The organism is Microcoleus sp. FACHB-831 (assembly GCF_014695585.1).
Classification (GTDB): Bacteria; Cyanobacteriota; Cyanobacteriia; order Cyanobacteriales; family FACHB-T130; genus FACHB-831.
In genome coordinates, this window is the sequence record NZ_JACJON010000064.1 from 13,139 (window position 1) to 35,314 (window position 22,176).

The 22,176-nt window shown below is 44.7% G+C and carries 20 protein-coding genes; 12 read left to right on the forward strand and 8 right to left on the reverse strand.

The features are described 5' to 3' along the window. Positions 1–17: 17 nt before the first annotated feature. Positions 18–3,701 (forward strand): chromosome segregation protein SMC, encoded by a 3,684-nt coding sequence (gene smc / locus H6F77_RS18420; RefSeq protein WP_190490006.1) that lies wholly within the window; start codon positions 18–20, stop codon positions 3,699–3,701. A gap of 62 nt (positions 3,702–3,763) precedes the next feature. Further along, positions 3,764–4,759 (forward strand): PRC-barrel domain-containing protein, encoded by a 996-nt coding sequence (locus H6F77_RS18425; protein WP_190490007.1) that lies wholly within the window; start codon positions 3,764–3,766, stop codon positions 4,757–4,759. A gap of 73 nt (positions 4,760–4,832) precedes the next feature. Here H6F77_RS18425 and H6F77_RS18430 read toward each other — a convergent pair whose 3' ends face one another. Beyond that, entirely contained in the window at positions 4,833–5,468 is a 636-nt protein-coding gene (locus tag H6F77_RS18430; RefSeq protein ID WP_190490008.1) for a response regulator, read from the reverse strand. 229 nt (positions 5,469–5,697) lie between these two features. Beyond that, complete coding sequence (gene dacB / locus H6F77_RS18435) at positions 5,698–7,299, reverse strand: D-alanyl-D-alanine carboxypeptidase/D-alanyl-D-alanine endopeptidase (protein WP_199321412.1); 1,602 nt, start codon at positions 7,297–7,299, stop codon at positions 5,698–5,700. Positions 7,300–7,778: 479 nt separating this feature from the next. Between dacB and H6F77_RS18440 the strand changes: the two genes are divergently transcribed. Together H6F77_RS18440 and H6F77_RS18445 are read left to right on the forward strand one after the other, a co-directional pair. After that, positions 7,779–8,291, forward strand: coding sequence for a thiol-disulfide oxidoreductase DCC family protein (locus H6F77_RS18440; protein ID WP_190490009.1), 513 nt, complete (start codon positions 7,779–7,781; stop codon positions 8,289–8,291). 93 nt (positions 8,292–8,384) lie between these two features. Beyond that, positions 8,385–8,597 carry a hypothetical protein gene (locus H6F77_RS18445; RefSeq protein WP_190490010.1) on the forward strand — a complete coding sequence of 71 codons (213 nt, stop codon included), beginning with the start codon at positions 8,385–8,387 and terminating at the stop codon, positions 8,595–8,597. A 55-nt stretch (positions 8,598–8,652) separates the two neighbouring features. Here H6F77_RS18445 and H6F77_RS18450 read toward each other — a convergent pair whose 3' ends face one another. Continuing rightward, on the reverse strand, positions 8,653–9,696 hold the full coding sequence (locus H6F77_RS18450) for a hypothetical protein (protein WP_190490011.1): 1,044 nt from the start codon (positions 9,694–9,696) through the stop codon (positions 8,653–8,655). Positions 9,697–10,013: 317 nt separating this feature from the next. Beyond that, positions 10,014–11,933 (reverse strand): GTPase family protein, encoded by a 1,920-nt coding sequence (locus H6F77_RS18455; RefSeq protein WP_190490012.1) that lies wholly within the window; start codon positions 11,931–11,933, stop codon positions 10,014–10,016. Between the two features lie 185 nt (positions 11,934–12,118). Here H6F77_RS18455 and relB point away from each other — a divergent pair, with 185 nt between their 5' ends. Next, a complete protein-coding gene (relB, locus tag H6F77_RS18460) occupies positions 12,119–12,352 on the forward strand; it encodes a type II toxin-antitoxin system RelB family anti-toxin (protein WP_190490013.1) in 234 nt (77 codons plus the stop codon). Further along, on the forward strand, positions 12,342–13,010 hold the full coding sequence (locus tag H6F77_RS18465) for a hypothetical protein (protein WP_190490014.1): 669 nt from the start codon (positions 12,342–12,344) through the stop codon (positions 13,008–13,010). Before relB ends, H6F77_RS18465 begins: the two co-directional genes overlap by 11 nt. Here H6F77_RS18465 and H6F77_RS18470 read toward each other — a convergent pair. Then, the gene (locus H6F77_RS18470; RefSeq protein WP_190490015.1) at positions 13,003–13,689 is read right to left on the reverse strand and encodes a DNA adenine methylase; all 687 of its coding nucleotides are present in this window, start codon (positions 13,687–13,689) and stop codon (positions 13,003–13,005) included. The two genes, H6F77_RS18465 and H6F77_RS18470, sit on opposite strands and share 8 nt — an antisense overlap. Positions 13,690–13,941: 252 nt before the next feature. Between H6F77_RS18470 and H6F77_RS18475 the strand changes: the two genes are divergently transcribed. Genes H6F77_RS18475 through H6F77_RS18485 form a run of 3 tightly spaced genes read left to right on the forward strand, consistent with a single transcriptional unit; the run spans position 13,942 to position 15,593 of the window. Next, on the forward strand, positions 13,942–14,289 hold the full coding sequence (locus H6F77_RS18475) for a type II toxin-antitoxin system Phd/YefM family antitoxin (RefSeq protein WP_242022307.1): 348 nt from the start codon (positions 13,942–13,944) through the stop codon (positions 14,287–14,289). Further along, positions 14,217–14,561 (forward strand): type II toxin-antitoxin system VapC family toxin, encoded by a 345-nt coding sequence (locus tag H6F77_RS18480; RefSeq protein ID WP_309228877.1) that lies wholly within the window; start codon positions 14,217–14,219, stop codon positions 14,559–14,561. Before H6F77_RS18475 ends, H6F77_RS18480 begins: the two co-directional genes overlap by 73 nt. Before the next feature lie 27 nt (positions 14,562–14,588). Further along, entirely contained in the window at positions 14,589–15,593 is a 1,005-nt protein-coding gene (locus H6F77_RS18485; RefSeq protein ID WP_190490016.1) for a pentapeptide repeat-containing protein, read from the forward strand. A gap of 17 nt (positions 15,594–15,610) precedes the next feature. On the opposite strand, the gene H6F77_RS18490 is transcribed toward H6F77_RS18485, so the two are convergent. Next, positions 15,611–16,174, reverse strand: coding sequence for a Uma2 family endonuclease (locus tag H6F77_RS18490; protein ID WP_190490017.1), 564 nt, complete (start codon positions 16,172–16,174; stop codon positions 15,611–15,613). Between the two features lie 334 nt (positions 16,175–16,508). Between H6F77_RS18490 and H6F77_RS18495 the strand changes: the two genes are divergently transcribed. After that, positions 16,509–17,741, forward strand: a complete 1,233-nt coding sequence (locus tag H6F77_RS18495; protein ID WP_190490018.1) for a DUF4336 domain-containing protein — start codon at positions 16,509–16,511, stop codon at positions 17,739–17,741. Between the two features lie 14 nt (positions 17,742–17,755). On the opposite strand, the gene H6F77_RS18500 is transcribed toward H6F77_RS18495, so the two are convergent. After that, the gene (locus H6F77_RS18500) at positions 17,756–18,649 is read right to left on the reverse strand and encodes an ATP-grasp domain-containing protein (protein WP_190490019.1); all 894 of its coding nucleotides are present in this window, start codon (positions 18,647–18,649) and stop codon (positions 17,756–17,758) included. 411 nt (positions 18,650–19,060) lie between these two features. Here H6F77_RS18500 and H6F77_RS18505 point away from each other — a divergent pair, with 411 nt between their 5' ends. Continuing rightward, positions 19,061–19,687: a DUF1294 domain-containing protein gene (locus H6F77_RS18505; RefSeq protein ID WP_190490020.1), complete on the forward strand. Its 627-nt coding sequence runs from the start codon at positions 19,061–19,063 to the stop codon at positions 19,685–19,687. A gap of 83 nt (positions 19,688–19,770) precedes the next feature. Here the strand turns inward: H6F77_RS18505 and H6F77_RS18510 are convergent, their stop codons facing one another. Then, a complete protein-coding gene (locus H6F77_RS18510) occupies positions 19,771–21,102 on the reverse strand; it encodes a GTPase family protein (protein WP_190490021.1) in 1,332 nt (443 codons plus the stop codon). A gap of 294 nt (positions 21,103–21,396) precedes the next feature. Between H6F77_RS18510 and H6F77_RS18515 the strand changes: the two genes are divergently transcribed. Then, positions 21,397–22,155 carry a hypothetical protein gene (locus H6F77_RS18515; RefSeq protein WP_242022309.1) on the forward strand — a complete coding sequence of 253 codons (759 nt, stop codon included), beginning with the start codon at positions 21,397–21,399 and terminating at the stop codon, positions 22,153–22,155. The last annotated feature ends 21 nt before the right edge of the window (positions 22,156–22,176 follow it).

The following is a 22,176-nucleotide window of genomic DNA, read 5'->3' on the forward strand; positions in this document are numbered from 1 at the left end:
TAGCTAACCAGCGCCTTATGGTACACATCAAGCGCGTGGAACTAACTAACTTCAAATCTTTCGGCGGCACGACGGCAATACCGTTGCTGCCGGGGTTTACTGTGGTTTCTGGGCCAAATGGATCGGGAAAGTCGAATATTCTGGATGCTTTGCTATTTTGTCTCGGTCTTGCTAGCTCTAAAGGGATGAGAGCCGAGCGTTTGCCCGATTTGGTCAACCACAACCAACCCCATCGCGGTACAGTCGAAGCTAGCGCTACCGTTACTTTTGATCTGGGGGATCAAGAGGCTCCCCAGAATGCGGAAGATCCCCCCCAAGAAGCTGAAGAGAACGAACAACAGGAAAATGTAAAATCTAAAATCCAAAATCCAAAATCGGCAGAGTGGAGTGTCACGCGGCGGCTGCGAGTTACCCAGCAAGGCACTTACACCTCGAATTATTACATCAACGGCTCACCCTGCACTGTAACTGAACTCCACGAACAACTTAACGAACTGCGGATATATCCAGAAGGCTATAACGTAGTGCTGCAAGGGGATGTCACCAGCATTATTTCGATGAATCCCCGCGAACGCCGCGAAATTATTGATGAATTGGCTGGTGTGGCGACGTTCGATCGCAAAATTGTTCAGGCTAAAGCTACTTTAGATGAAGTTAAGGAACGCGAAGATAGCTGTCGCATTGTCGAGAACGAGTTAGTTTCACAACGCGATCGCCTTTCCCAAGATCGCATCAAAGCTGAGAAATACCAAAAGCTTCGCGCCGAACTCCAACAAAAAGAACAGTGGGAAGCTGTCCTAAAATGGCGATCGCTCCTGCAACAACAACAAGATCTAACTGGGCAAATCGAAGCGGGCGATCGCCAGCACGCCGATCTCACAACCCAACTTAGTGCGATCGCTGCTGAAATCCAACAAGCTACCGCTGAACTCGATAAGCTTAACGCCCGCGTTAAAGCGCTTGGAGAAGAAGAACTTCTCGCGCTGCAATCTACTCTCGCCACCCAAGAAGCGGAACGGCGTACTCTACAACGCCAGCAACGCGAGTTAGAAACAACCTCTCAAAATACCGCCACAACTATAAAACAAGAACAAAATTCAATTGAACAACACCAGCAAAATCTCGAACAGCGTTTTGTAGAGACGCAAGCGATCGCATCTCAAATTGAGTCTTATCGCCAACAAAGGGATGAAGCCCAACACGCTTTAGACGCGCATCGAGAACAAGCCACCGCGATCGCCGCCGCTTCTAGCGCGTGGGTGCAGCAACAAACCGCCCTCACCCACCAAATCGAAACACTGCTGCAAACTCTCGACCCCCAACGCACCGAGCAAGCACAGCTCAGAGAGCGTTATACCCAGTTGCAGCGACAGATTGAAGAGCAAAATCAGCAATTGCAAGTTTTAGAGCGGGAAATTGCTGAAAAAAGCCACAATATTGCTGATGTAGAAACCCAATTCAACGCATCTTCCCAACCAATCGAATCTTTAGCGCAATCTCTAGCAGCGACAGAACAAGAACTGCAAATCCAACAAGAAACCCAAAAGCGCCTGCTGCAAGAACAACGAGAGAAACAACGCCAACTCGATAAATTAGAAGCCCAAGCCCAAGTACAGCAAGAAGCACAAGGTACTTACGCCACTAAAGTAATTCAGCAATCTGGACTTAGCGGCATTTGCGGCTTAGTTGCCCAACTTGGTAGAGTCGAACCTAGATTCCAACTCGCTCTAGAAACCTCAGCAGGCGCACGTTTGGGCAATCTGGTAGTTGAAGATGACGGCGTGGCGGCGGCGGCGATTGAACTGCTGAAACAAAAACGCGCAGGACGATTGACTTTCTTGCCCTTAAATAAAATTCAGCCGCCGCGATTCTCCCCAGTAGCGGCGCTGCGCTATGCTAACGGTTTTGTTGACTATGCGATTAACCTGATTGACTGCGACTCGCGCTATCGGGATATTTTCGCTTATGTTTTTGGCAGCACTGTTGTATTTGAAACGCTGAATGATGCTCGTCGCTACATAGGGCAATATCGGATTGTCACCTTAGAAGGTGAAATTCTAGAAAGCAGCGGTGCTATGACTGGCGGGAGTACCAGCCAGCGTTCGGAATTGCACTTTGGTACAAGCGACGCGGGGGAATCGGCGGAGGTAACGGCGTTAAGAAATAGGCTAGAGGAAATTGAGCGGATTTTAGATCGCTGTGGCGAGTTGATTAGTTCGCTGGTTGCAAAGACAAAACGGCAGAGTCAAGAATTGACGGAGCAAAAACAACAGCGCCGGGAAACTCAGCTGAAATTTGAACAGTTGCAAAAGGAGATTAAGAGTTTAAAAGCGCAACAAGAACAACAGCGATCGCTCCATACTAAAAATACTCAAGAACTTAATGCGGCTCAGTCTCGCTTGCAAGTTCTAGACGCAGAGTTACCAGCGCAAGAAAGCCAACTGCAAGAGTTGCGGCAAATTTTAGCAGAACTAGAGCAATCTTCGGCTACTAGCGAGTGGCAGCAAATCCAGGCGACAATTAAATCAGCAGAGCAACAACTGCGCGATCGCGAACAAACTCTCCGCAGCGCCGAGCAACGATTAAAAGATTTAGAAAATCAGCAGCAACGCTTGCAAGAGAAAATCCAAGAATCCCAGCAGCGTTTGGAAGAATGCTACACCCAGCAAACCTCTTGTACAGATGCGATTCATCGCATTTCCACTCAGTTGTCAGCCATCATCGAACAAATCGCACAAACGCAGGCGGCGCTGACGCAAGTGGAAGAGAGATTAGGTGAAGAGAAACAACAGCGCGATCGCTCGGAACAACAACTGCGATCGCGTCATCTAACTCAACAACAGCTCGAATGGCAGCTGCAAAAACTCCAAGAAACCCAAACTTCTCGTAGAGAGCAACTTGCAACATTGCTACCCCAACTAGAAGCACAAGAAGCTGAATTACCAGATCCCCTACCAGAAGTGCCAATGTTGGTACAAACTCCTTCTTCGGAATCGGAGGGAGTAACAGGCGCGATCGCTTTTGAATCCTACACCGCGCAACTAGAACAGTTGCAAAAAGAAATGCGTAGCCTCCAAAAACGCCTGCAAGCAATGGAACCTGTCAACATGCTGGCGTTAGAAGAATACGAACGCACAACTACACGACTTGAAGAATTAACCCAGAAATTGACAACATTAGAAGCCGAACGTACAGAATTACTATTGCGGATAGAAAACTTCACAACCCTGCGGCTGCGAGCCTTCCGGGAAGCCTTCGATGCAGTAAACGAAAACTTTCAGACAATATTTGCCGAACTCTCAGACGGCGACGGTTACTTACAACTCGACGATCCTGAAGATCCCTTCAACGGCGGACTTAACTTAGTGGCTCACCCCAAAGGCAAACCAGTGCAGCGTTTAGCGTCAATGTCCGGTGGCGAAAAATCCTTGACAGCTCTAAGCTTTATCTTTGCCCTGCAACGGTATCGGCCATCGCCATTTTATGCTTTTGATGAGGTAGATATGTTTTTAGATGGGGCAAATGTCGAGCGATTAGCTAGAATGATCAAACAACAGGCACAACAAGCCCAGTTTATTGTAGTGAGTCTGCGAAGGCCGATGATTGAGTCCTCCGAACGCACCATAGGCGTTACTCAAGCGAGAGGAGCCTATACACAAGTGTTAGGAATTCAAATACAGCCGCGCCGCCCCTCTCTATAATTGCAATAGATGTGACTATTATTGATATTTAACAGAATTCGATCTCAGGATTCGGAAATTAAATGACAACTGACCAACTACGTCAACGCTCCGACATCTTAAATACCCACGTGATCACCCGCGACAATGGTAAGCGCTTGGGAATTGTTAAGGAGTTATTGGTAGATATAGATCGGCGAGAAGTTGTAGCGCTGGGTTTGCGAGACAACATACTAGCGATCGCCGGAATGCCACGCTATATGCTCCTCACCAGCATCCGTCAGATGGGCGATGTGATACTGGTTGAAGATGACGACGTTCTTGAAGATATCGACGTTGACGCCTACAGCACCCTAATAAACAGCGAAGTAATCACCGAAACAGGCGAACCTTTAGGACGGGTACGGGGCTTCAAGTTCGACCCGGATGATGGTAAAGTCTACTCGCTGATTATTGCTTCTATCGGACTACCGCAAATTCCAGAGCAAGTTTTAAGTACCTACGAGCTACCGATTGAGGAAATCGTCAGCAGCGGGCCAAATCGCCTGATCGTATATGAAGGAGCGGAAGAGAAGCTAGTTCAGCTTAGTGTAGGCGTTTTAGAGCGCCTTGGGCTGGGCAAAGCACCTTGGGAACGAGAAGAAGAGGAAAGCGGCTACTACGTCCAACCAACGGCTAAACCTGAGAACCAGCTAGGAACTGGGCTTCCTACTCCCACAAGAACAGCACCTCCTATAAGAACTTCTACCCCTGTAGCGGAAAATCGCTGGGATGAGGATGATTGGGAAGAACCGGAACCAGAGCCAATTCCTCTGCGGCGGCGGGAAGAATCGATAATGTACGAAGAGGCGGAGGAAGAGGATAACTGGAGCGAGACCTCAAGAGAGACTTCTAGACGGCCTCAGTACGCTAAACAAGCTTATCCCGAACCAGCGTCTTACGATAAGTATGACGACGACGAATACGAAGAGGAAGACGCCTGGGCAGATGCGGAGGCGCCCGAACCTTACAAAGCGCCCCGTGTTAATATCCCGGAAAAAACCAAAGCGCCTGAGTACGAAGAGGAAGAGCGTTACTAAGTCATCAAGGTTCTAAAATAAGGTGGGCAGTGCCCACCTTATTTTTTGAGTAGAGAGGGGAGTAGTTTTGTCTCTACAGCATATTTTTATAAGAGTGGGGTTTGAAGCCGACTACCTTAGCCAGCGCACTATTTGGCGGTGGTTGGTCTTGAACGTCACGGTTCCTATTTTCACCTAGATTTTTTTGGTCGCTTGTTAACTCTCCGGCGATCGCTTTGGCTTCTAATTCTTTATTGGCAGTTTGAAGTTTTTGATTTAATTGCATCAACTCTTGATTAGCGATCGCTAGTTCTGTCGCTTGTCTTTTCACCTGCTGTGTCTTTTTGAATAACTCAACAAAAACACTCACCTTTGAAAGCAAAATTTCCCGTATTACAGGCTTGAGCAAAAAATCCACACCGCCAACTGCATAACCTTGAAACATTGATGTATCGCAGTAGCTAGAAGCCGTAATGAAAATAATCGGTATATGTCGTGTTTTACCGCGTTCCCTAATCAATTTTGCTGTTTCAAATCCATCCATACCTGACATATGGACATCGAGAATAATCAGGGCAAAATCTTGTTGTAGCAGACATTTTAAAGCTTGTTCGCCAGATGCAGCCTTGACCACATTCTCACCTATAGGGCGAAGCACAGCGTCCATACTCAACAAGTTTTTCACATTGTCGTCAACTATCAAAATATTAACTTTTTCAGCGTTTTGCATCTTTTTGACTCAAATTTTTTAAAATTGCTACGCTAGCAAAACTTTACCCTCGCCATCTTCCCCGCCCAGCTTAGGTTTAAGCTAGCAGCGAGATTAGTGCAAAGAGGCATTAAAGAAACTAGGCATAAGCTGAGATATTATTTTCAAGATGGCCTAAATGCCAGCCATCCAGAATAGAAATATCTTAAATTTTTAGTCTTTAAAGTTTGCTCAACCCAAGGTAGATTATTTAGCAACGACGCAAGCGCGTCAGCACCACAACCATCTCATCCATTGCCTGACGTACTGTGGCTACAGATTTATCTGATTGATTGACAATAATGGTGAAAACTAGCGGTTGATAGCCTGGGGCGTCCATATATCCCGCTATTGATGAAACTCCGGTCATTGTCCCCGTCTTGGCATGAACAATACCTTGGGCTGGTGTATCCCGAAAGCGGTTTTTCAGCGTACCGCTGACACCTGCAACGGGTAGAGAAGCTTTATATAAAGATGCTTCTTTTGTCTGTGCCATTGCCTTAAGAGTCTGCACGAGGGTTTCTGGACTTACCAGATTATGACGCGATAACCCTGAACCATCGGCAATAACATAGCCTTCCGGGTTAACTCCCAATTCAGTTAATGTCTGTTTAACAATAGCCAACCCCTGTTGGGCAGAATTTTGCTCTTTACCTGCTAAATCCTGCTTCGCTACACCTACTGTTCTCAGCAAAGCCTCTGCATAAAGATTATTACTATTCTGATTAGTTTCCATCACCAAGTCGGCAAGAGTTGGTGATTCAACAAACGCAACTTCCTCTGTTGATGATTGAGGATTTGATGCAACTAACGTCTGTGCAACTGTTATCCCCTGAATTATTAAAGCGCGTCGAAAGTTTTGTAAAAAATACTGGGCTGGATCGAGAACTGCGATCGCTTCAGTCTGCGGTTTTCCATCTACAGGCAACACACCCCGGACTCGCAACACTGGCTTACCCAAAGTCCCCGTCACCTCAACCCCAGAAGCCTGCGCCGTAGCGCCTGTCAAAGCTTCATTTTCTACCTGCCACTGACTATATGCTATCGGATCGTCCCAGCTAACTTTTATAGGTTGCCCCGCCCCTTGTGGCAACAGCTTCAGGGCAATAGCATTCTGATTTAAAATTAAGCTATTAATTTGCGTTCCATAGTAAAAATAAGTATCTTCATGTTCCCAAGTCGGGTTAAGTGCGGCTCCTTGAAAGTAATTATCGTCTGCAATTAGTTGGCGCACTTGGGTAATTTGTTTGCTGCGTAATTGTAGTGCCAAGTTTTTGAGTTGAGCATCTGTTAAGCTGGGATCGCCTCTCCCGATTACGCGCAAAGAGCCATCACCATTGTTATAAACAGACGTGCGGATGCGAAATTGAGAACCCAGGTGTTTTAAGGCGGCGGCTGTTGTTAGCAACTTGGCATTAGATGCAGGGATGAAGAATTGATTTGCATCGCGGCTGTAGAGAGTATTGTTGGCGGCTAAGGTTTGAATTAAAATACCCCAACGAGAGCGGGAGAATTGCTGACGGTTGGCGATCGCATCAATTTTACCAGCCAACTGCGCTGGGCAAATATTCTCAATTTGTGCTGGCTGTTTTTCTTGAGCCTTTGTTGCTAACGGTTTAAATACTAATAACTGAGCGCTGATAAATAGCAGTAGCAAACCAAAAGATTTATTCAAAAATTTGCTCTTATTAAATATAGTTTTTGTTAACCTCTCACCCTGTCCCTCTCGTTCAATGATAGGTAAGCAAGGCGGCGTTAAGTCTGCATTATCGGAACTGTATGGGGAGCGATCGCACTTAAATTTACTAAGCATTAATAACTGATTTAAAACACAATTGAAGGTTAAGGACTATTAGCATATCAGCGCTTAAGTGCGGACTGGCTAAAAAGATGTAGACGAAGACGGTGGTGGCATAGTTTCAATTTGTCCTACTACCTTTTATCTAACTCTAAATCTGGTTCCTAGCGTAGTGGCACGTAAGCGCGGGCTGAGTGAAAGAATACATGTGACATACTACCGCTTTGCGGGGATAGATCCAGAAAATTATCGATTAAGTTTCAGGTTGTAACCGCTAGCTATCAACGTGCATCTCTGGAATATAAGCGTTATAGAGCCATTTATCAGTAAAATCAACGTTTTATAGCCCTAAACGCCGTTAAGCGCGATCGCCGCTAGTAGGATTTGGGCTGGCAAATTAGATTTACTGTCTGAAAAAATTGTAAATTATTCTTAACATATGTAAGTGTGCCTGTTTCTCCTCGCTGGAGGAGTATCTTGATTGAGAACTGCTTATGCCTTCATCTAAGACTGAGTTTCCCGAATCCGTTGAAATTGCGACTCAAAGCCAGTCAGCACCGTCCTGGCAAATAAAGCTGCTGTACGACGGTGAATGCCCATTATGCGTGCGAGAGGTCAACTTCTTGCAAAAACGGGATGCGGGTAGAGGTTTGGTGGCATTTGTGGATATTGCCGACGCTGATTACTCCCCAGAAGCGCATGGAGGGGTTGACTTTGAAACGGCGATGGGGCGAATCCATGCCGTATTTCCTGATGGCAAGGTGATTAAAAATGTGGAAGTCTTCCGCCGCGTCTATGAAATTTTGGGGATGGGTTGGATATATGCGGCTACCAAGTTGCCGATAATCGGTGCGATCGCCGATAAATTGTATGAAATTTGGGCTGATTGGCGGCTTGCCTTGACTGGACGACCGGACTTAGCAACAATTGTGCGCGATCGCCAGAAGCGCATCGAGTGCGAGACACAAGGGCGCTGTCGGCTAAATGACCACGAAGATCGACCTTAATCAATAGGAATGACCCATCTAAAGGGGGTCAAAATCACAAAGAGAGCGGCGCTAACCTAAAAAGATACTACTAAAGAAAGTAGGGGAAAGAAAATGCAAGACTCATCATACGCCCTCTTTATTGGCTTTGCTTGTATCTGGATAGCAATGGGGGCTGCTGCGGTAATTGCACTTTTAAAATCGGACAATCAAGAGGTTCGGCTGGGCAAATGGGGGCTAATAGTAGGCCTGCCGATCGTGTTGCCGTTCGTTCTTGCTCTGCTTTATCAGGTACTAAGACCGTTTTTTGTCAAATACTTCTTCTAACAGCTTGGGCTAGATGGGAAAAAAACTCCGTTTTGCTAACAAGCTAATAGAACTACTACGAAATCCATTTTTCCCAAAACCAATGCTCTTGCAAGCGGCGATACTGCGCTGGAATTCCCCCTACTAAAGCATCTTTTTGAAGATAGCTGGGAGGCTCTGAGCGATACACAAAGGCTGTATAGCCATCTCCAAAACCTATAGAGAAAATTATGAACTCAACTACTAAACTATCATTAGTTTTCTCTACCACTACTGACCGGGTACGGAAAGTTAAATGTTGATATTCACAAGGCAAAGGAAATGTAAATTTATTAGGATTAATCGCTCCATAAGGCTGTATTTTGTTAGCTTTGATCAACTCCAGAACCTGCTGATACTGAGATGAATATAAGGAAAAACTTTTAATACTTGGAATAAAAATATAAGCGTAAACAATTAAGAGGATAATTGCCAGAAAACTGGCATTAGAAAACCATAAAATTCTCTTATTAGATATTCGAGAGTTCAGTCTGCGATTTTCTCTAAAATGAGCAAAAGGATTATACCGATTCAAAGAGGCTGCCCAAGAGCGATCGCTATTCGGCCAGTACGCTAACTCATAAAGAATCAAGCTCACTAATCCTGCGCCCAATAATAAAATATTCCATATTTGCCGCTGATAAATTAAAGGAGAGAACAAGAAACCTGACAAATTTAAAAATAGTAAAGTCAAGCAAACTAATAACCCTCCTTTATTTTTTCCATAATTAAGACAAAGGTGTAAGTGAATTGGATAGATAAGCAAAAGGCAAGAATAGAAAAGTAACCGTATGCTCTCAAATATTTCAGGGGCAATTGCAGATTGTAAGAAATGCCAAATTAGGAATAAGGGTAAAACTACTAACAAAAAAATATAATTGGTATCTTGCTGAATATTTGGCTTAACAGTTGTGGCAGATAGATACTGCTCATCTCTTAATTTAAGCTGCTGGCTCAACAAAATTGGGTATGCATAGAGCAAAGGTAGGAGGATAAACGAGACAGGAAAACTTAGGAAAAAATTAACTAACTTTAATTCACAAATTGAATTTACTGTAAAACGCAAAACAATATTGCTCAAAAGTTGAATGCTGCATAAAAATAGCAGAGCGATCGCAACGCGAAACTTTAACAACCAATACCGTCCAAGGCTTGGCTCTGGTTCTGTATTTAGACTCATAGTATCCCCTCTAAAATAGCAATTTCTCTTATAGCAAATTTAGCTGCTTTTACCGCAGGCATCGCATAACAGCCTAATTTGATTTGCAAAATAAGCTGATAGAAGTGCTTTAGAGTGCGGAGTAAAGAGCGGAAGACAGAATTCGCTTAGGCTAGGCAGAAAATCTGCATCTAAATGGTTTGAGGATTCTATACTTAAGAGTACGTTCCTTTTTTAACTTAATAAACCTCTGTCAATAAATAGTAATTAAACCGCTCGCGCAGTTTTTCAATCGTCAGATTTTGAGTCCAATACTCTACTAAGGCATGACCAAATGCCCAGGCGTTGCGATCGCTTGCGGCAGAGTTGTCTAGCAGCAGCGGCCAAAGGGATTGTAAGTCAAAGTTGATTGTTTTGGAGTTGTTCGCGCTCAAGAGCGAAAACAGATCGTAAGCCATTTGTAGCTTGCCAATAACTATAGGCAACTGTTCTACGGGAATTTTTTCCGCCAGCAGATAAGCCAGGGTTGGCTGTCCCGTTGTGATTGTGGAAATAAACTGGAGGACGGGACTTTTGAGCAGTGTAGTTAGTCCCTGAGTTGTCGCCATCTGCAAGGTGTAGCCGTCGATGATTTTGGCGGCGGCGACGGTGCGGGTTTCTATGTTACGCAAAAAGCGGGCGAGGCGGAGTTGTTTTGCAGGGTCGATCGCTTCTATCAGTTCCAACGATAGCGCGTCTACTCCCCAGGCAACTCGTCCCGTTTTGATATCAGTTGTTACAACGGGTAAAACCAGGTTGCAGTAATTCCCCAACTGTTTAGCGCGATACTCGGTGGCTTCGCGGATAGCCTTTTCCTTCGGGCGATCGCCTTCTTCCCAGTCATAGGGAGGCTCCCACTCGCGGATGGGACGCAGGCGATCTACTTGGGTGACGATAGCGATCGCGGGTAAGTCTGCAACTTCCGCCTTCATATCTTTGAGAAAGTCTACATCCATTTGCAAAGCAGGATCTAGAGCAGGAGTAACTAACAGCAGCAAATCGGCGTTGGTAGCATAGTCAAGCACTAGCTCCCGCAGATCCCCACGTTTAACTTGTTCGTAACCCGGAGTATCCAAAAGTGTCAGGCTTTCTCCGCTTTCGGTCTGCCATTGGTAATTCTGAATTTTATCGGTACTCGGCAATACATCGACAGCAGCAAGATCGGCTTGAAATAACGTATTAATCAGACTGCTTTTTCCAGAACCCGTTCGTCCCACTAGGAGAATATTGACGGGTTTTTGCTCAACCGCTTCGGCGGGTTCTGCTTGAGCAAGAATTTCTTTGAGAGTTTGGGTCTTTGCCTTGGGGAGAATAGGTACGGACAAGGAGAATGAAGCTGGCAGCGTGCTACCACTGTACAGGGCGATCGCCTGTTTGCATAAGTTCCGCAGGGCAGCTTCCCGCAGCATCTGGCCAAAATTGCCCAGGAGTTCTTGATTTGCCTGGTTGCTGAAACGCTTAGTGGCTCGTTTGGCGATCGCTACCGCCGGGTTCAACAGCCACTGTGCCCAATTCCAGACTTTCATCAGTTTACGGGCGGATGGCTCAAGCTTGCGATAAACCTCGTATGCTTCGTATGCCTGCCCAATTGTGACTTTATCGAGTGCAGGCGATAACTTCTGCATCCACCGATCTAGATCGTCTATAGTTCCCCGAACCAGCCCGTAAGCCTGGGTAACGTAGATGTTGAGCAGGGGATACTTTACTTCAGGATGATAGACTTGCGCGATCGCGCTTACAAGTTCTTGGGATCGCTGCCAGAATGTTTGCCAGTCTTCCCAAATCGGGCGATCGTTTTGTGTCGTTGTCAAGATTTCTTGAAATGCAGCTTCTACTTTACTAGCGGCGTCATTTCCCCCTAGTAGCGCTGCTTTGTTCTCTGTACTAGATTCGAGTTCTGCATTGATCTCCGCCATTACAGATTCTATTTGAGCGATCGCGGGTCGAGTCCACCTAACCAGCAGCCAACGCCAACCCACGAATACAACGGTGAATATAGCCCAAATCCAACTAAGACCCCACTCGTGAATTTGCACCCCTGCCGATATCAGCAAGAAACCAACGATCGTCGCGATCGGCGTTGCCAACACAACCCACTGCCACACCTGTAATTGCACCATATTTCCACCCCTGCCTCAATTCGACTTCTTATACCGCTATTGTCGAGCTAACACTTCTACTATGAATGCAAGACAAGTTAGTGCTAGCATACTGAGCTATTCTGTCTCAATTATCTACTGGTCTACAGACTATATGAATACTATTGTCTGTAGACTGATAGTCTCATGTTTGAGAAATTCCATATATGAGAGATATTAATAAAGCTCTGGGCAAGGTTTTAGCTAGGTACAGGTTCACAGCCAAAATCTCACAAGAGGAACTTGCCGATAGGGCGGGGATTCATCGCACATATGTTAGCCAGATTGAGCGAGGACTAAAGTCACCAACTTTAACTGTTCTATTTGATATAACGAAAGCTTTAGGCATTACAGCTAGTAATTTTATAAATGAAGTAGAAAAGGAGATGCATGACTTATAGGGTTAACAAAAATTTTAAAATTTACTGTGGTTTTGATGTTGACGGTCAACATATTATTACAGCATTGAGCCAAACAAATAATATTTTAGAGACCCTTCCAGCAAGCGTTTACAAAAGTATTGACTACAAAACTACAAGTTCGATAGTTGGTTCGATTTTTTGTGAAACTCTCGCAACTGCAACTTGTAGTATCGTTAACCCTATTGAAAAAGGACATCCTGATATAATTCCCAGTGCAGGTATCAATTCTAATGAGGAGGTACTACGCAACTATCCCGCTGGTCTCGAAGTAAAGTCCACCGTAGGGAATGTCACTCAGGGTGCAAACCTGAGAGCAGGTCAGACTAGAATAAAGTCATTAAACAGTATAACCTGGCAAGCTCATCACAGGGAAGTTAGAGAACTGCTTGGATTGGTATGGGACTTTGTTAAAGGCGTACATGAATTTAACTATCCGAAAATTACAGCAGTATTCTACGCTAACGATCTAGTTATTGATGATTGGGGAGAAATTAGCGGAACTACCGGAAGAAATACCAAAGTGACTGGTATGAGAGTGAGTGGTAAACTGAAGATGGGCAAAGGTTGGGTAGCTGTATTAGATGATCGAGAGTATATTGTCACATATCAAAAGTTGTTGAACTTTATAGTCAAGTGAAAATTTCAAGTTGTTTGCAAATATTTGAAGAGCGGTAATATATTAATTCTTTGCTACTCTTACCAGCTATTCCCTTTAACTCCAATAACGGCGTGAATGGCAAGTAATCTCCGTACATCCCTTCACAGAATATAACTTCGCCTTTCTGACTCTTTGCCCACTTTGCTAAGTGGTCATAGTTAATAAACTCGCTGCTATAGCGGTATCCTTTGCCTGAATTTTCCTTATACGGAGGATCAATAAACCATGTTGCTTCAATATTAGGAGCTTTTGAGTAATCACCACAAATGATTTTCCAATGCTTAACTTTAAACATATTATCAGCCATATATCTCTTGCTAATCTCCCAGTTTCTGGCTAAAACAGGAGTTACTTTAATTGTTTTGTAATGAAACGCCATTTTTGTAGCGGCATGGATAATGTGTAAGAATTCCGAACTCTTTTCCCCAACTTTCAAATCAGGTAGAGACCTTATTTTTTCTGGAGTTGCTTCACTAACTAACCACTGCCATATATCAGCTACTTTTTCATCTTTTTCTACCAAAATTACATCATTTTTCCAGTTATCCTTGTACAAGGAATATGCTGCTGAACCTGCAAACGGCTCTACAATCACTTTGTAGTTAGGTGAGGGATAATACTTAGCAATTTGCTTTTTTCTACCGTAATAATAGAACATTTATGGTCTAGATAAGATATGAATACTATAGTATTAAATAAAAACTTCTAAAAGTCAAGGACAAATATATTTGCCAACGCCTTCGCGGGCTACGCGATCGCACTCCAAAATCAGCAAGACTTTAATTAACTATTGTCCGGCGGCTTATACCAGGAAGCTAAGAGCGATCGCGTTTGATAGGTCACTATAACGCATTATCTAGAATTGAGCGTGCTAGTCATACTACCTATACGCCTACACTGAAAAGATCTAATGCAAACAGTCACGGTTGATGAAATTCAGCGAGATCCCTTGAAGTACCTCAACCAAGTTGAGGCAGGTGAAATCTTCGTCATTGTCCAAGCTGACAAACCGATTGCTGAACTTAGACCGATTACACCCGTTCGCAGACAGTTAAGACCGTTTGGCTTGTGTGACGGAGAGTTTACGGTTTGTGATGATTTTGATGCCCCTTTGCCAGAAGATATTCTGAATGTCTTTGAGGGGAGAGGAAAATTCTCCTGGATACGCATATTTTCTCATGGTTCATCAGTGGCGATCGCCGATTATCAAATGACCTGCGCGACAATATCCGCGATCCAGATAACGAAATATATCTGAGTGTTGTCTCAGTGTGGGAAGCAATTATCAAGTATCAGTTAGGCAAACTACCACTGCCAGAGCCACCTGAAATTTACCTCCCAAAACAGCGCGATCACCATCTAATCGACAGTCTTAATCTAGATGAAAGTAGTATTGCTCAACTTGCCAATCTACCGCCGTTACACCGCGATCCATTTGATAGAATACTCATCTGTCAAGCTCTAGAGCATGGTTTGACAATTGCCACAGTGGATGCGGCAATTCGCGCCTATTCCATTAGCGTCATTTAGAGTATCTAAACACCACTGTGAACGGCGATGAGCGAGGCGCTCTCGCTTCGCTCATCGCCGTTCACCAGCAGGAATTTGATTAACTCACATCCGGCGGCTTGTACTAGGAAGCTAAGAGCGATCGCCACCTCCGATGCACCCTTATCTCAGTTCGTTAGTTTTCGGGCACTTAGAACCAACAATTTGCTAAACTTCAACATCTGGAGTTCAACTAAAAATAGTTCGATCGTTGGCAATTCGCAGGGGGTTGCGGAGTGGCTCATAATGAACGCACAGGAAATGGTGTCGATGAACTCAGGGGTTAGCGTTATGGACGCTGAAGAGTTGTTCAGGCGATATGCTGCTGGGGAGAGGGATTTTGTGGGAGTTGATTTGACAGGAGCCGATCTCAGTAGTGCCGTCTGGGAAGATACTAGCGATCGCCCCGTTGGCGGTGCTGATTTGAGCGGGATCAACCTGATGGGAGCCAAGCTGAGTAAAACTCGTCTGGTTGGTGTCAACTTGAGCAATGCTAACTTGAGCCGTGCCGATCTCAGGAACGCCGATCTGCGTGTTGCCGATCTGAGTGGAGCTGACTTGAGAAGTGCCGTCTTGGATTGGGCTGACTTGAGAGGCATAAACTTTACTGGTGCCGACATGAGAGAGTCCAGCTTGTCCCACGTTGAATTCATGGAAGTTAGCTTCAGAGGGGCTAACTTGGAGGATGCCGACCTGTCCTATAGTCGTATGGAAGGGTCTGACTTCACTGGAGCCAATCTGAGGAATGCTAACTTGAATACTGCTCTCTTGGAGCGAGCCAATTTCAGTAGTGCCAACCTCAGCGGGGTTGACCTGTATGCCTGCTCTTTGGAGCGAGCTACCATGATTGGTGCCGATCTGAGTAATGCTCAGCTGGATGCTACCAACTTTGCTGGTCTTGACCTGACTGATGTCAACCTGACTGATGCTTGGGATGCCGATGTCGATGGTGCTATTCTCTGCAACACGACTATGCCAGATGGAACTATTGCGAGCAATAACGATCGCTGTTGAGGCGGTGGTGCGATCGCTTATTCCAGTAGCCAACCAAACAAATCTCCCAAAGTGAGACTGAAATTATTGGCAAATTCTGGTACTGGCAAACGCGCTTCTGGTTCATCAAAAACTTCTGTTGGTCGATCCGGCAAATAGACGAACACTGATTGTTCGTCTGGATCGATTAGCCACCCCATCTGGGTCTCATACTTCAGACAGTGCAGAATATTTTTCGTTACTTTCGTCTGGCTTTGGTCAGGCGAAAGAATTTCAATTGTCCAATCTGGAGCAGTCGAGAAAACATTCGCAACCCCACCATTTTCCTTGCGCGGAATCCGTTCCCACGTAAATACAGAAATGTCAGGTACGATTGAGCGCCCGCCAAAAGTACAGCGCAGCTCTGAAAAAGCGCGTGCAATTCGCTGTGGCTTGAGTATTGCGTTGATGGCGGCTGCAAACTCAGTCTGAATCGCGCTATGTTCTCCTTGAGGCATTGGCTTTTGGATAATACGTCCGTCAATGTATTCGCTAGCAGGTTTGATTTCCGGAAGTTTTAGAAACTCTTCCAGCGTCAGAACTTTGGTGGGTGTTTGTACCATTTTTTACGTTTGAGGCAGCTATTTACACCGCTATTACCTGTTATTCTACAAAGCGATCGCTTTGTTCAAGCTATCTAACACCATGCTCACCCGACAAACGGGCGATGATCGGGGCGCGATCGCTTCGCTACGCACTCTTTTTCACCAGCAAAAATTTGATTAACTCACGTCCGGCGTCTTGTACAAGGAAGCAAAGAGCGATCGCCGTCCCTGCTGCACGCTTACCTCAGTTCGTTAGCGATCGGGCACTTAGATCCAACAATTTGCTAAACTTCAACATCTGGAGTTCAACTAAAAATAGTTTGCTCGTTGGCAATTCGCAGGGGGTCGCGCAGTGGCTCATAATGAACGCGCAGGAAATGCAGCAGAGCTTAATCAAAAGGACTTTTCATGGTTCTTCTGGTTCACTTTGCCACTCTATCCATACAGCCGAAGGCGGACACTCCGCAAAGAAGTAATTAAGGACACCATCTGGACTTTTGACCAGTTGCAGGGCATTTTCTACGTTGTTGTCCCCATTCGCATGACCGTCGTTAAGCTAGATGAAGGCGGTCTGCTCATCTATGCTCCCGTTGCGCCGACCCCAGAATGTATTAGACTTCTCAACGAATTGGTTGCAGAACACGGCGATGTTAAGTACATCATCCTACCAACTATCTCTGGACTAGAACATAAAGTCTTTGTTGGCCCTTTTGCTAGATACTTTCCCAACGCACAGGTTTTTGTAGCTCCCAACCAGTGGAGTTTCCCGCTAAATTTGCCGCCAACTTGGCTTGGTTTGCCTCGGAAACGCACGCATATACTCCCGGAAGACAGCAGCAAAACCCCCTTTGCTGACGAGTTTGATTATGCAATCTTGGGCGCTATTGAATTGGGACCGGGTAAGTTTGCAGAAGTTGCATTCTTTCACAAGCGATCGCGCACTCTTTTGGTAACAGATTCGGTGGTTTCTGTACCAGAAGATCCGCCTGCGATTGTCCAATTAGATCCATATCCTTTGCTGTTCCATGCTAAAGATAAAACGTCTGATATTGTTGCAGACAATGTGACAAACCGCCGTAAGGGATGGCAACGCATTTCGCTATTTGCTTTATACTTCCAACCCAGCGTGCTGCAAGTACCCGGCTGGGGTGAAGTATTTCGCAATGCCGCCAAAGCAAGCGATCGCTCCAAAAAATCCTATTTCGGCTTATTTCCCTTTAAATGGAAGGACGACTGGAAGCGGTCATTCAATGCATTGCGCGGCGATGGCCGTTTATTTGTAGCACCGATTTTACAAACGCTAATTCTCAACCGCGCACCGAGGGAAACTATCGAATGGGCAAATAAAGTGGCGAGTTGGGATTTTCAGTGGATTATTCCCTGCCATTTTGACTCACCAATTAAAGCAGAACCCTATCAGTTTCGCCAAGCATTTTCGTTTCTTGAAAAGCAGCCTTCTGTTAGTGCAGGTTTGTTTAACAATAGCAATTATGCCTTGCCAGAGGAAAACTTTAAGTTACTAAGAGAAATTGATAAAGGTCTAAGCAAGCTTGGCATCGTGCCGCCACAGCAGGATAAGATATAGAACAAACGTTGATTTCAGCTTCTTCCATCCTTTATATCAATGCTTGCACAACCACTATCTAGTAAATTAGTGCTGTATTTTTGGTTTCTATACTTCCAATTTATTCCCCAAGGAGGAGAGCCGATTCTTTTCCAAAATGCCTTTGCCAATCTCTCATTTATCTCGTTAATTAGTGTTTCATTTTCAATGTCCCTATCTACATAGTTGTATATGCCATCTGTACCAACTTCTAAGGCGTACCATTTTTTATCTTGACTTTTTAAAAGGTCAACTATGCCAAAGCTATAATACAAACCTGTAGATATCAGAGCTTTAGTAGCAACTTCTACTGCTTCCTTATCAGGACTTTCGCCATATTCATATATTGCGCCTTGTGCATGAGCCACCCAAGGATTTTTGATATTTTTATCTTTAAACCTCCTAGCGTTAAACCCGAATATTTCACCATCGACACAGTACAACCTATACACTTCTGGTCTTTGTAATTCAATAAATTCCTGGAGCAGGAAAGGCTTTGGCCAACCTTTGGGGATTTGGCTTACATTTTCAATAAAACGATGATTTATCGCGCCACAACCTGTTGGGTATTTTAAGATCCATTTAAGTTGATCGTTCTCTGACAAAATCGCTTCAATCTCCTTGGCGTTACTCGGAATAATAGTTCTTGGTCTTGGCACGCCGAAGGCATTAAATCTTTCTTCTATTTTTCTTTTATCTGCTGCTATTTTTATTGAATCAATTGGAATGAAACTAGCTATTTTGTTAATTTCATCATTGTCAACGCAAAGGATGTAGTTTAAATCGCCAAAATCTTCTTGTATATCTACCCACAACGATTCTGAAAGAATATAAGCTAAATTTTCAAAAGCCCATTTGCCACCACCCTGATTAATAATCGCCGGAATCATACTTATATAGCCTCCTAATGAAAAAGTGCGATCGCCTATTACCATAGCTTAGGCAGCGCGATCGCGCGATCGCCCTATGTTGGTTTAACGCAGCAAAGCCAACATTTCATCATTATTCGCTGCCGACAATTTAATTAAATCCTACTATTTGCATACCAGGGCTTTGAGTAAGCGCTATTTTCCGATTGTAGACCGCTTACTGTAAAACAACATTACGAATAAGCGTGTTAGGCCACTGCCGATGGTTCAATAAATATTAGACCTCTATCTCTACGGATACTTCTACTAAACGAGTGTTAGTTACACCCAGAAGATGGAATACTGCGATGAGGGAGTTAGGCCGCAGTGAGAATTAGAATAGCCGCACGCCTAGAGGCTGATTTCCAATTGATATGGATATAATTTTACTTTATGAAACCTACTATGCATAAAGGTAAGTTAACAGTATGGAAGGACGCTAAGGGCTTTGGCTTTATAAAACCAGACAATGGAGGCCAAGAAGTTTTTATTCATATTAGTGCGCTGAAGGATAGTAATCGCCGTCCAAAAGTAGGAGATGCAATCTTTTATCAAATAGCAGTTGAAAATAATGGAAAAATACGGGCGAATGATGCCTTTCTTGACAAGCCTACATCTCAGACTAATTTACAAACTTTGCCTTTAGCTTTAAAGGCTTTTTTTCTATATATTTTACCTTTGTGGGGAACGATCTCATTTGCCTTGAAAACGTTCAATCCGCTGCCTTTAATACTTTATCCTCTTATGAGCATAATTACTTTTGCAATTTACGCTGAGGATAAATCTCGTGCAAAAAAAGGGCAATGGAGAATACCAGAAGCTACTCTGCATACGTGCGAATTAGCAGGTGGGTGGCTGGGTGCATTCATAGCCCAACAAAAACTACGCCACAAGAATAGAAAAGCTTCTTATCAAGTAGTATTTTGGATAATCGTTGCTTTACACATAGTATTTTGGGTAGATTGGCTTTTCTTGGGTGGAAACCTCATGAAGCTAATATTGACTCAATCTTACAAATGACCTCAATCTAGTCTTGCAATGAAGAAAATAGCTAATACGGACTGTTTCAATTCTTGCTTAAATTCGACTCGCCAGAAGTGTTATTAACGTTTAATTTCCTTAAACCGTTCTTGCGCTGATTTAAACGCTTCTTGCATCACAGATTGAATTTTTTCAGGATCTGGCTTTTTACCTCCCATTAAGTCACCGAAATAGACGCAGGCTCCTTCGCCCAATGCCCAGGTATAAGCAGCTGCCCAAGAAGCAGCGATCGCGCTGCCCAAAACAGGCAAAAATTTGATTAACTCGCGTCCGACTGCGCGTGCCAAAAAGCCACTGGCGATCGCGCTTACCACACCACCCGCCTGCGATCGCGTCAACGTCTGCCCATACAATTTACCCAACACACCCACCATCGAGACTTGCAAGACAGTCAGCACAGGCATACTGGCAAAGGGCAGGGGTACAGCCTCAATCGCGGCTGCCATAACAGAAAATGCCAAAATGTAGCGGCGTCCGACATCGCGGTAGAGGTTGCCAATTTTTTCCCCAGCTTCTGTATCTAATAATTGATAAATTGCACGGGATTCAGCTTCTGGGAGTAACTCTGCTAGAGCATCTCTCAACGCCTCTAAGCCGTAAAATACCGTATTATAGCCATCCTCTTCTAGAGTGAAGTCTATCATTACAGCGCGATTGCACAATCCTCCAAAGGCTTGCTGAATTGCCGCAAATGCACGGTTCACCTCCTCATAATCTGGTGGATAGGTAGGGTGATCCACTGTACCGGGAGGGTAAACCTCATGCAAGCAAGTAACCGCCAGCAAACACGGAATATCTGGATGCTGCTGACGTAACTGCTGTGCAATTTGCCTTAGCGTGTCCGTTGCAAAATCATTAATTTTGACCGTCAGAATCAAAATTCTAGCGCGGCGACTCTTCTGTTGCAGATCTTCAACCAGTTCTTCAATAATTGCCTGAGTGTTCTGGCTTACATCCCCCAAGCCGACCGTATCTGTAAAAATCAGCAACGGCAGATCGTTAGAAGGATAAGCATAGCGTTCGGTGTGCTGCGTATGGGGACGAAATCCCTGACCTACAATCTCAGCCGAAACGCCAGTCAGTCCCCGCACAATTGAACTTTTCCCAGCTTGGGGCTTACCAATTAGCAAGGCTTCCGTAGTTGGCAGTTCAGCTCTAACAGTCTCCAAAATCTCTGCAACCCGATCTTCGCTGACGCTAAACCACTTAGCCGCTGTTTGTGTAACTTGATCCACAGGTAGAAGTTGCATCAAGCGTGTTGTTGAGTTGTTCCAGACACCAGCAATGCGGTTTTTCCAGGAATTATTGACCGCTGGAGTCGTCGCGCCCTCAATCGGTTCGCTCAATTGTTGAGAATCAGGCTTTGGTAAATCAGCATCGCGTTGCTCAGTCATGTAAATCAAAATAGCAGATAGTTTCAGCCTACATCCTGTCTATCATCTAGACTACAAGCAAGCTACTCTTCACTTCATGAAAACTGTTTTGAGCCAGATTTTTGTAAACTTTCCTAAGTTTATTCACGCCCTAACGTAAAAAGGTTTATTGCGTAAACTTTTTACTTTTACTTTAGAGCAAGTATGGCTGCTAAAAAGTCAGTCCTGCGGGGGAAGTCATTCAGTCTCTAAGCTTAATTACCATAAGTATAGGGGTGGCATATTTAATACACAAGCAATCAAATAATTATAACTATGGCAACACAAAATCGCGAGATTGAAAAACCCGCCTATGTAGAAAGGCGGGGTGGTGGTAACGGTTTGAGCAACTTCTTGTCTGCTGTAGCGGTTTTGCTCTCTACCTTAGCTTTGGCTTGCAGCGGCTTTGCTGCCTACCAAGTCTATAAACTAAGCAATTCATCGAACCGTGCTGCGGTTCCTCCTATCCAAGTAGTTCCGGTTCCAGTACCTAGTTCAGCGCCAGCTAGTAGTAGCGATACTGCCCAGGTTGCGCCACAAACGGGAACTACTACGCTACCAGAAGGGCCAACAGTTGCATCACCAGCACCAGTAACATCCCCAGCGACCACCACAATTGTACAAACACCCGTCGCGACGGTTAATGCAGAATTTACACCGGGTCAATTTGTGCAAACTGCTTTGGGAAATAAGGCGCAGGTAGAGTTACTTTCAGCTAAGAGGATTCAGAACCCAGAGACCAAAAATCGCGACGTAGTAAACGTGCAAATGAGGATTCGTCGTCTTACAGATCCAGTAACGTTTGATGATGTTATTAGGGTTTATGAGACAACAGCCCGCAATCCAGACACTACGGAAACTTACAAAGCAGTTGATGGTAATAAGCGCTCAACGGTTCTCGTAAATTTACCGGATATTCGCAGCGGTGCATCAGCAGATGCCTATGTTTGGCTGAGAGTACCAGAGGGTACTAACAGATTAGACATCTACGTGCCAGAGACTGGAGCATTTAAGAACGTGCCTATTTCCAATTAAAGAGTGAAGCGCGATCGCCCA

What these genes read in the sequence shown, in the direction of transcription:
- H6F77_RS18505 (WP_190490020.1), top strand. Translation starts at nt 19,061, where the DNA reads ATGAAACCTACTATGCATAAAGGTAAGTTAACAGTATGGAAGGACGCT.
- H6F77_RS18475 (WP_242022307.1), top strand. Translation starts at nt 13,942, where the DNA reads ATGCAAACAGTCACGGTTGATGAAATTCAGCGAGATCCCTTGAAGTAC.
- H6F77_RS18500 (WP_190490019.1), bottom strand. Translation starts at nt 18,649, where the DNA reads ATGATTCCGGCGATTATTAATCAGGGTGGTGGCAAATGGGCTTTTGAA.
- H6F77_RS18445 (WP_190490010.1), top strand. Translation starts at nt 8,385, where the DNA reads ATGCAAGACTCATCATACGCCCTCTTTATTGGCTTTGCTTGTATCTGG.
- H6F77_RS18490 (WP_190490017.1), bottom strand. Translation starts at nt 16,174, where the DNA reads ATGGTACAAACACCCACCAAAGTTCTGACGCTGGAAGAGTTTCTAAAA.
- H6F77_RS18515 (WP_242022309.1), top strand. Translation starts at nt 21,397, where the DNA reads ATGGCAACACAAAATCGCGAGATTGAAAAACCCGCCTATGTAGAAAGG.
- H6F77_RS18440 (WP_190490009.1), top strand. Translation starts at nt 7,779, where the DNA reads ATGCCTTCATCTAAGACTGAGTTTCCCGAATCCGTTGAAATTGCGACT.
- H6F77_RS18430 (WP_190490008.1), bottom strand. Translation starts at nt 5,468, where the DNA reads ATGCAAAACGCTGAAAAAGTTAATATTTTGATAGTTGACGACAATGTG.
- H6F77_RS18425 (WP_190490007.1), top strand. Translation starts at nt 3,764, where the DNA reads ATGACAACTGACCAACTACGTCAACGCTCCGACATCTTAAATACCCAC.
- H6F77_RS18465 (WP_190490014.1), top strand. Translation starts at nt 12,342, where the DNA reads ATGACTTATAGGGTTAACAAAAATTTTAAAATTTACTGTGGTTTTGAT.
- H6F77_RS18470 (WP_190490015.1), bottom strand. Translation starts at nt 13,689, where the DNA reads ATGTTCTATTATTACGGTAGAAAAAAGCAAATTGCTAAGTATTATCCC.
- H6F77_RS18510 (WP_190490021.1), bottom strand. Translation starts at nt 21,102, where the DNA reads ATGACTGAGCAACGCGATGCTGATTTACCAAAGCCTGATTCTCAACAA.
- smc (WP_190490006.1), top strand. Translation starts at nt 18, where the DNA reads ATGGTACACATCAAGCGCGTGGAACTAACTAACTTCAAATCTTTCGGC.
- relB (WP_190490013.1), top strand. Translation starts at nt 12,119, where the DNA reads ATGAGAGATATTAATAAAGCTCTGGGCAAGGTTTTAGCTAGGTACAGG.
- dacB (WP_199321412.1), bottom strand. Translation starts at nt 7,299, where the DNA reads ATGCTTAGTAAATTTAAGTGCGATCGCTCCCCATACAGTTCCGATAAT.
- H6F77_RS18455 (WP_190490012.1), bottom strand. Translation starts at nt 11,933, where the DNA reads ATGGTGCAATTACAGGTGTGGCAGTGGGTTGTGTTGGCAACGCCGATC.
- H6F77_RS18485 (WP_190490016.1), top strand. Translation starts at nt 14,589, where the DNA reads ATGAGCGAGGCGCTCTCGCTTCGCTCATCGCCGTTCACCAGCAGGAAT.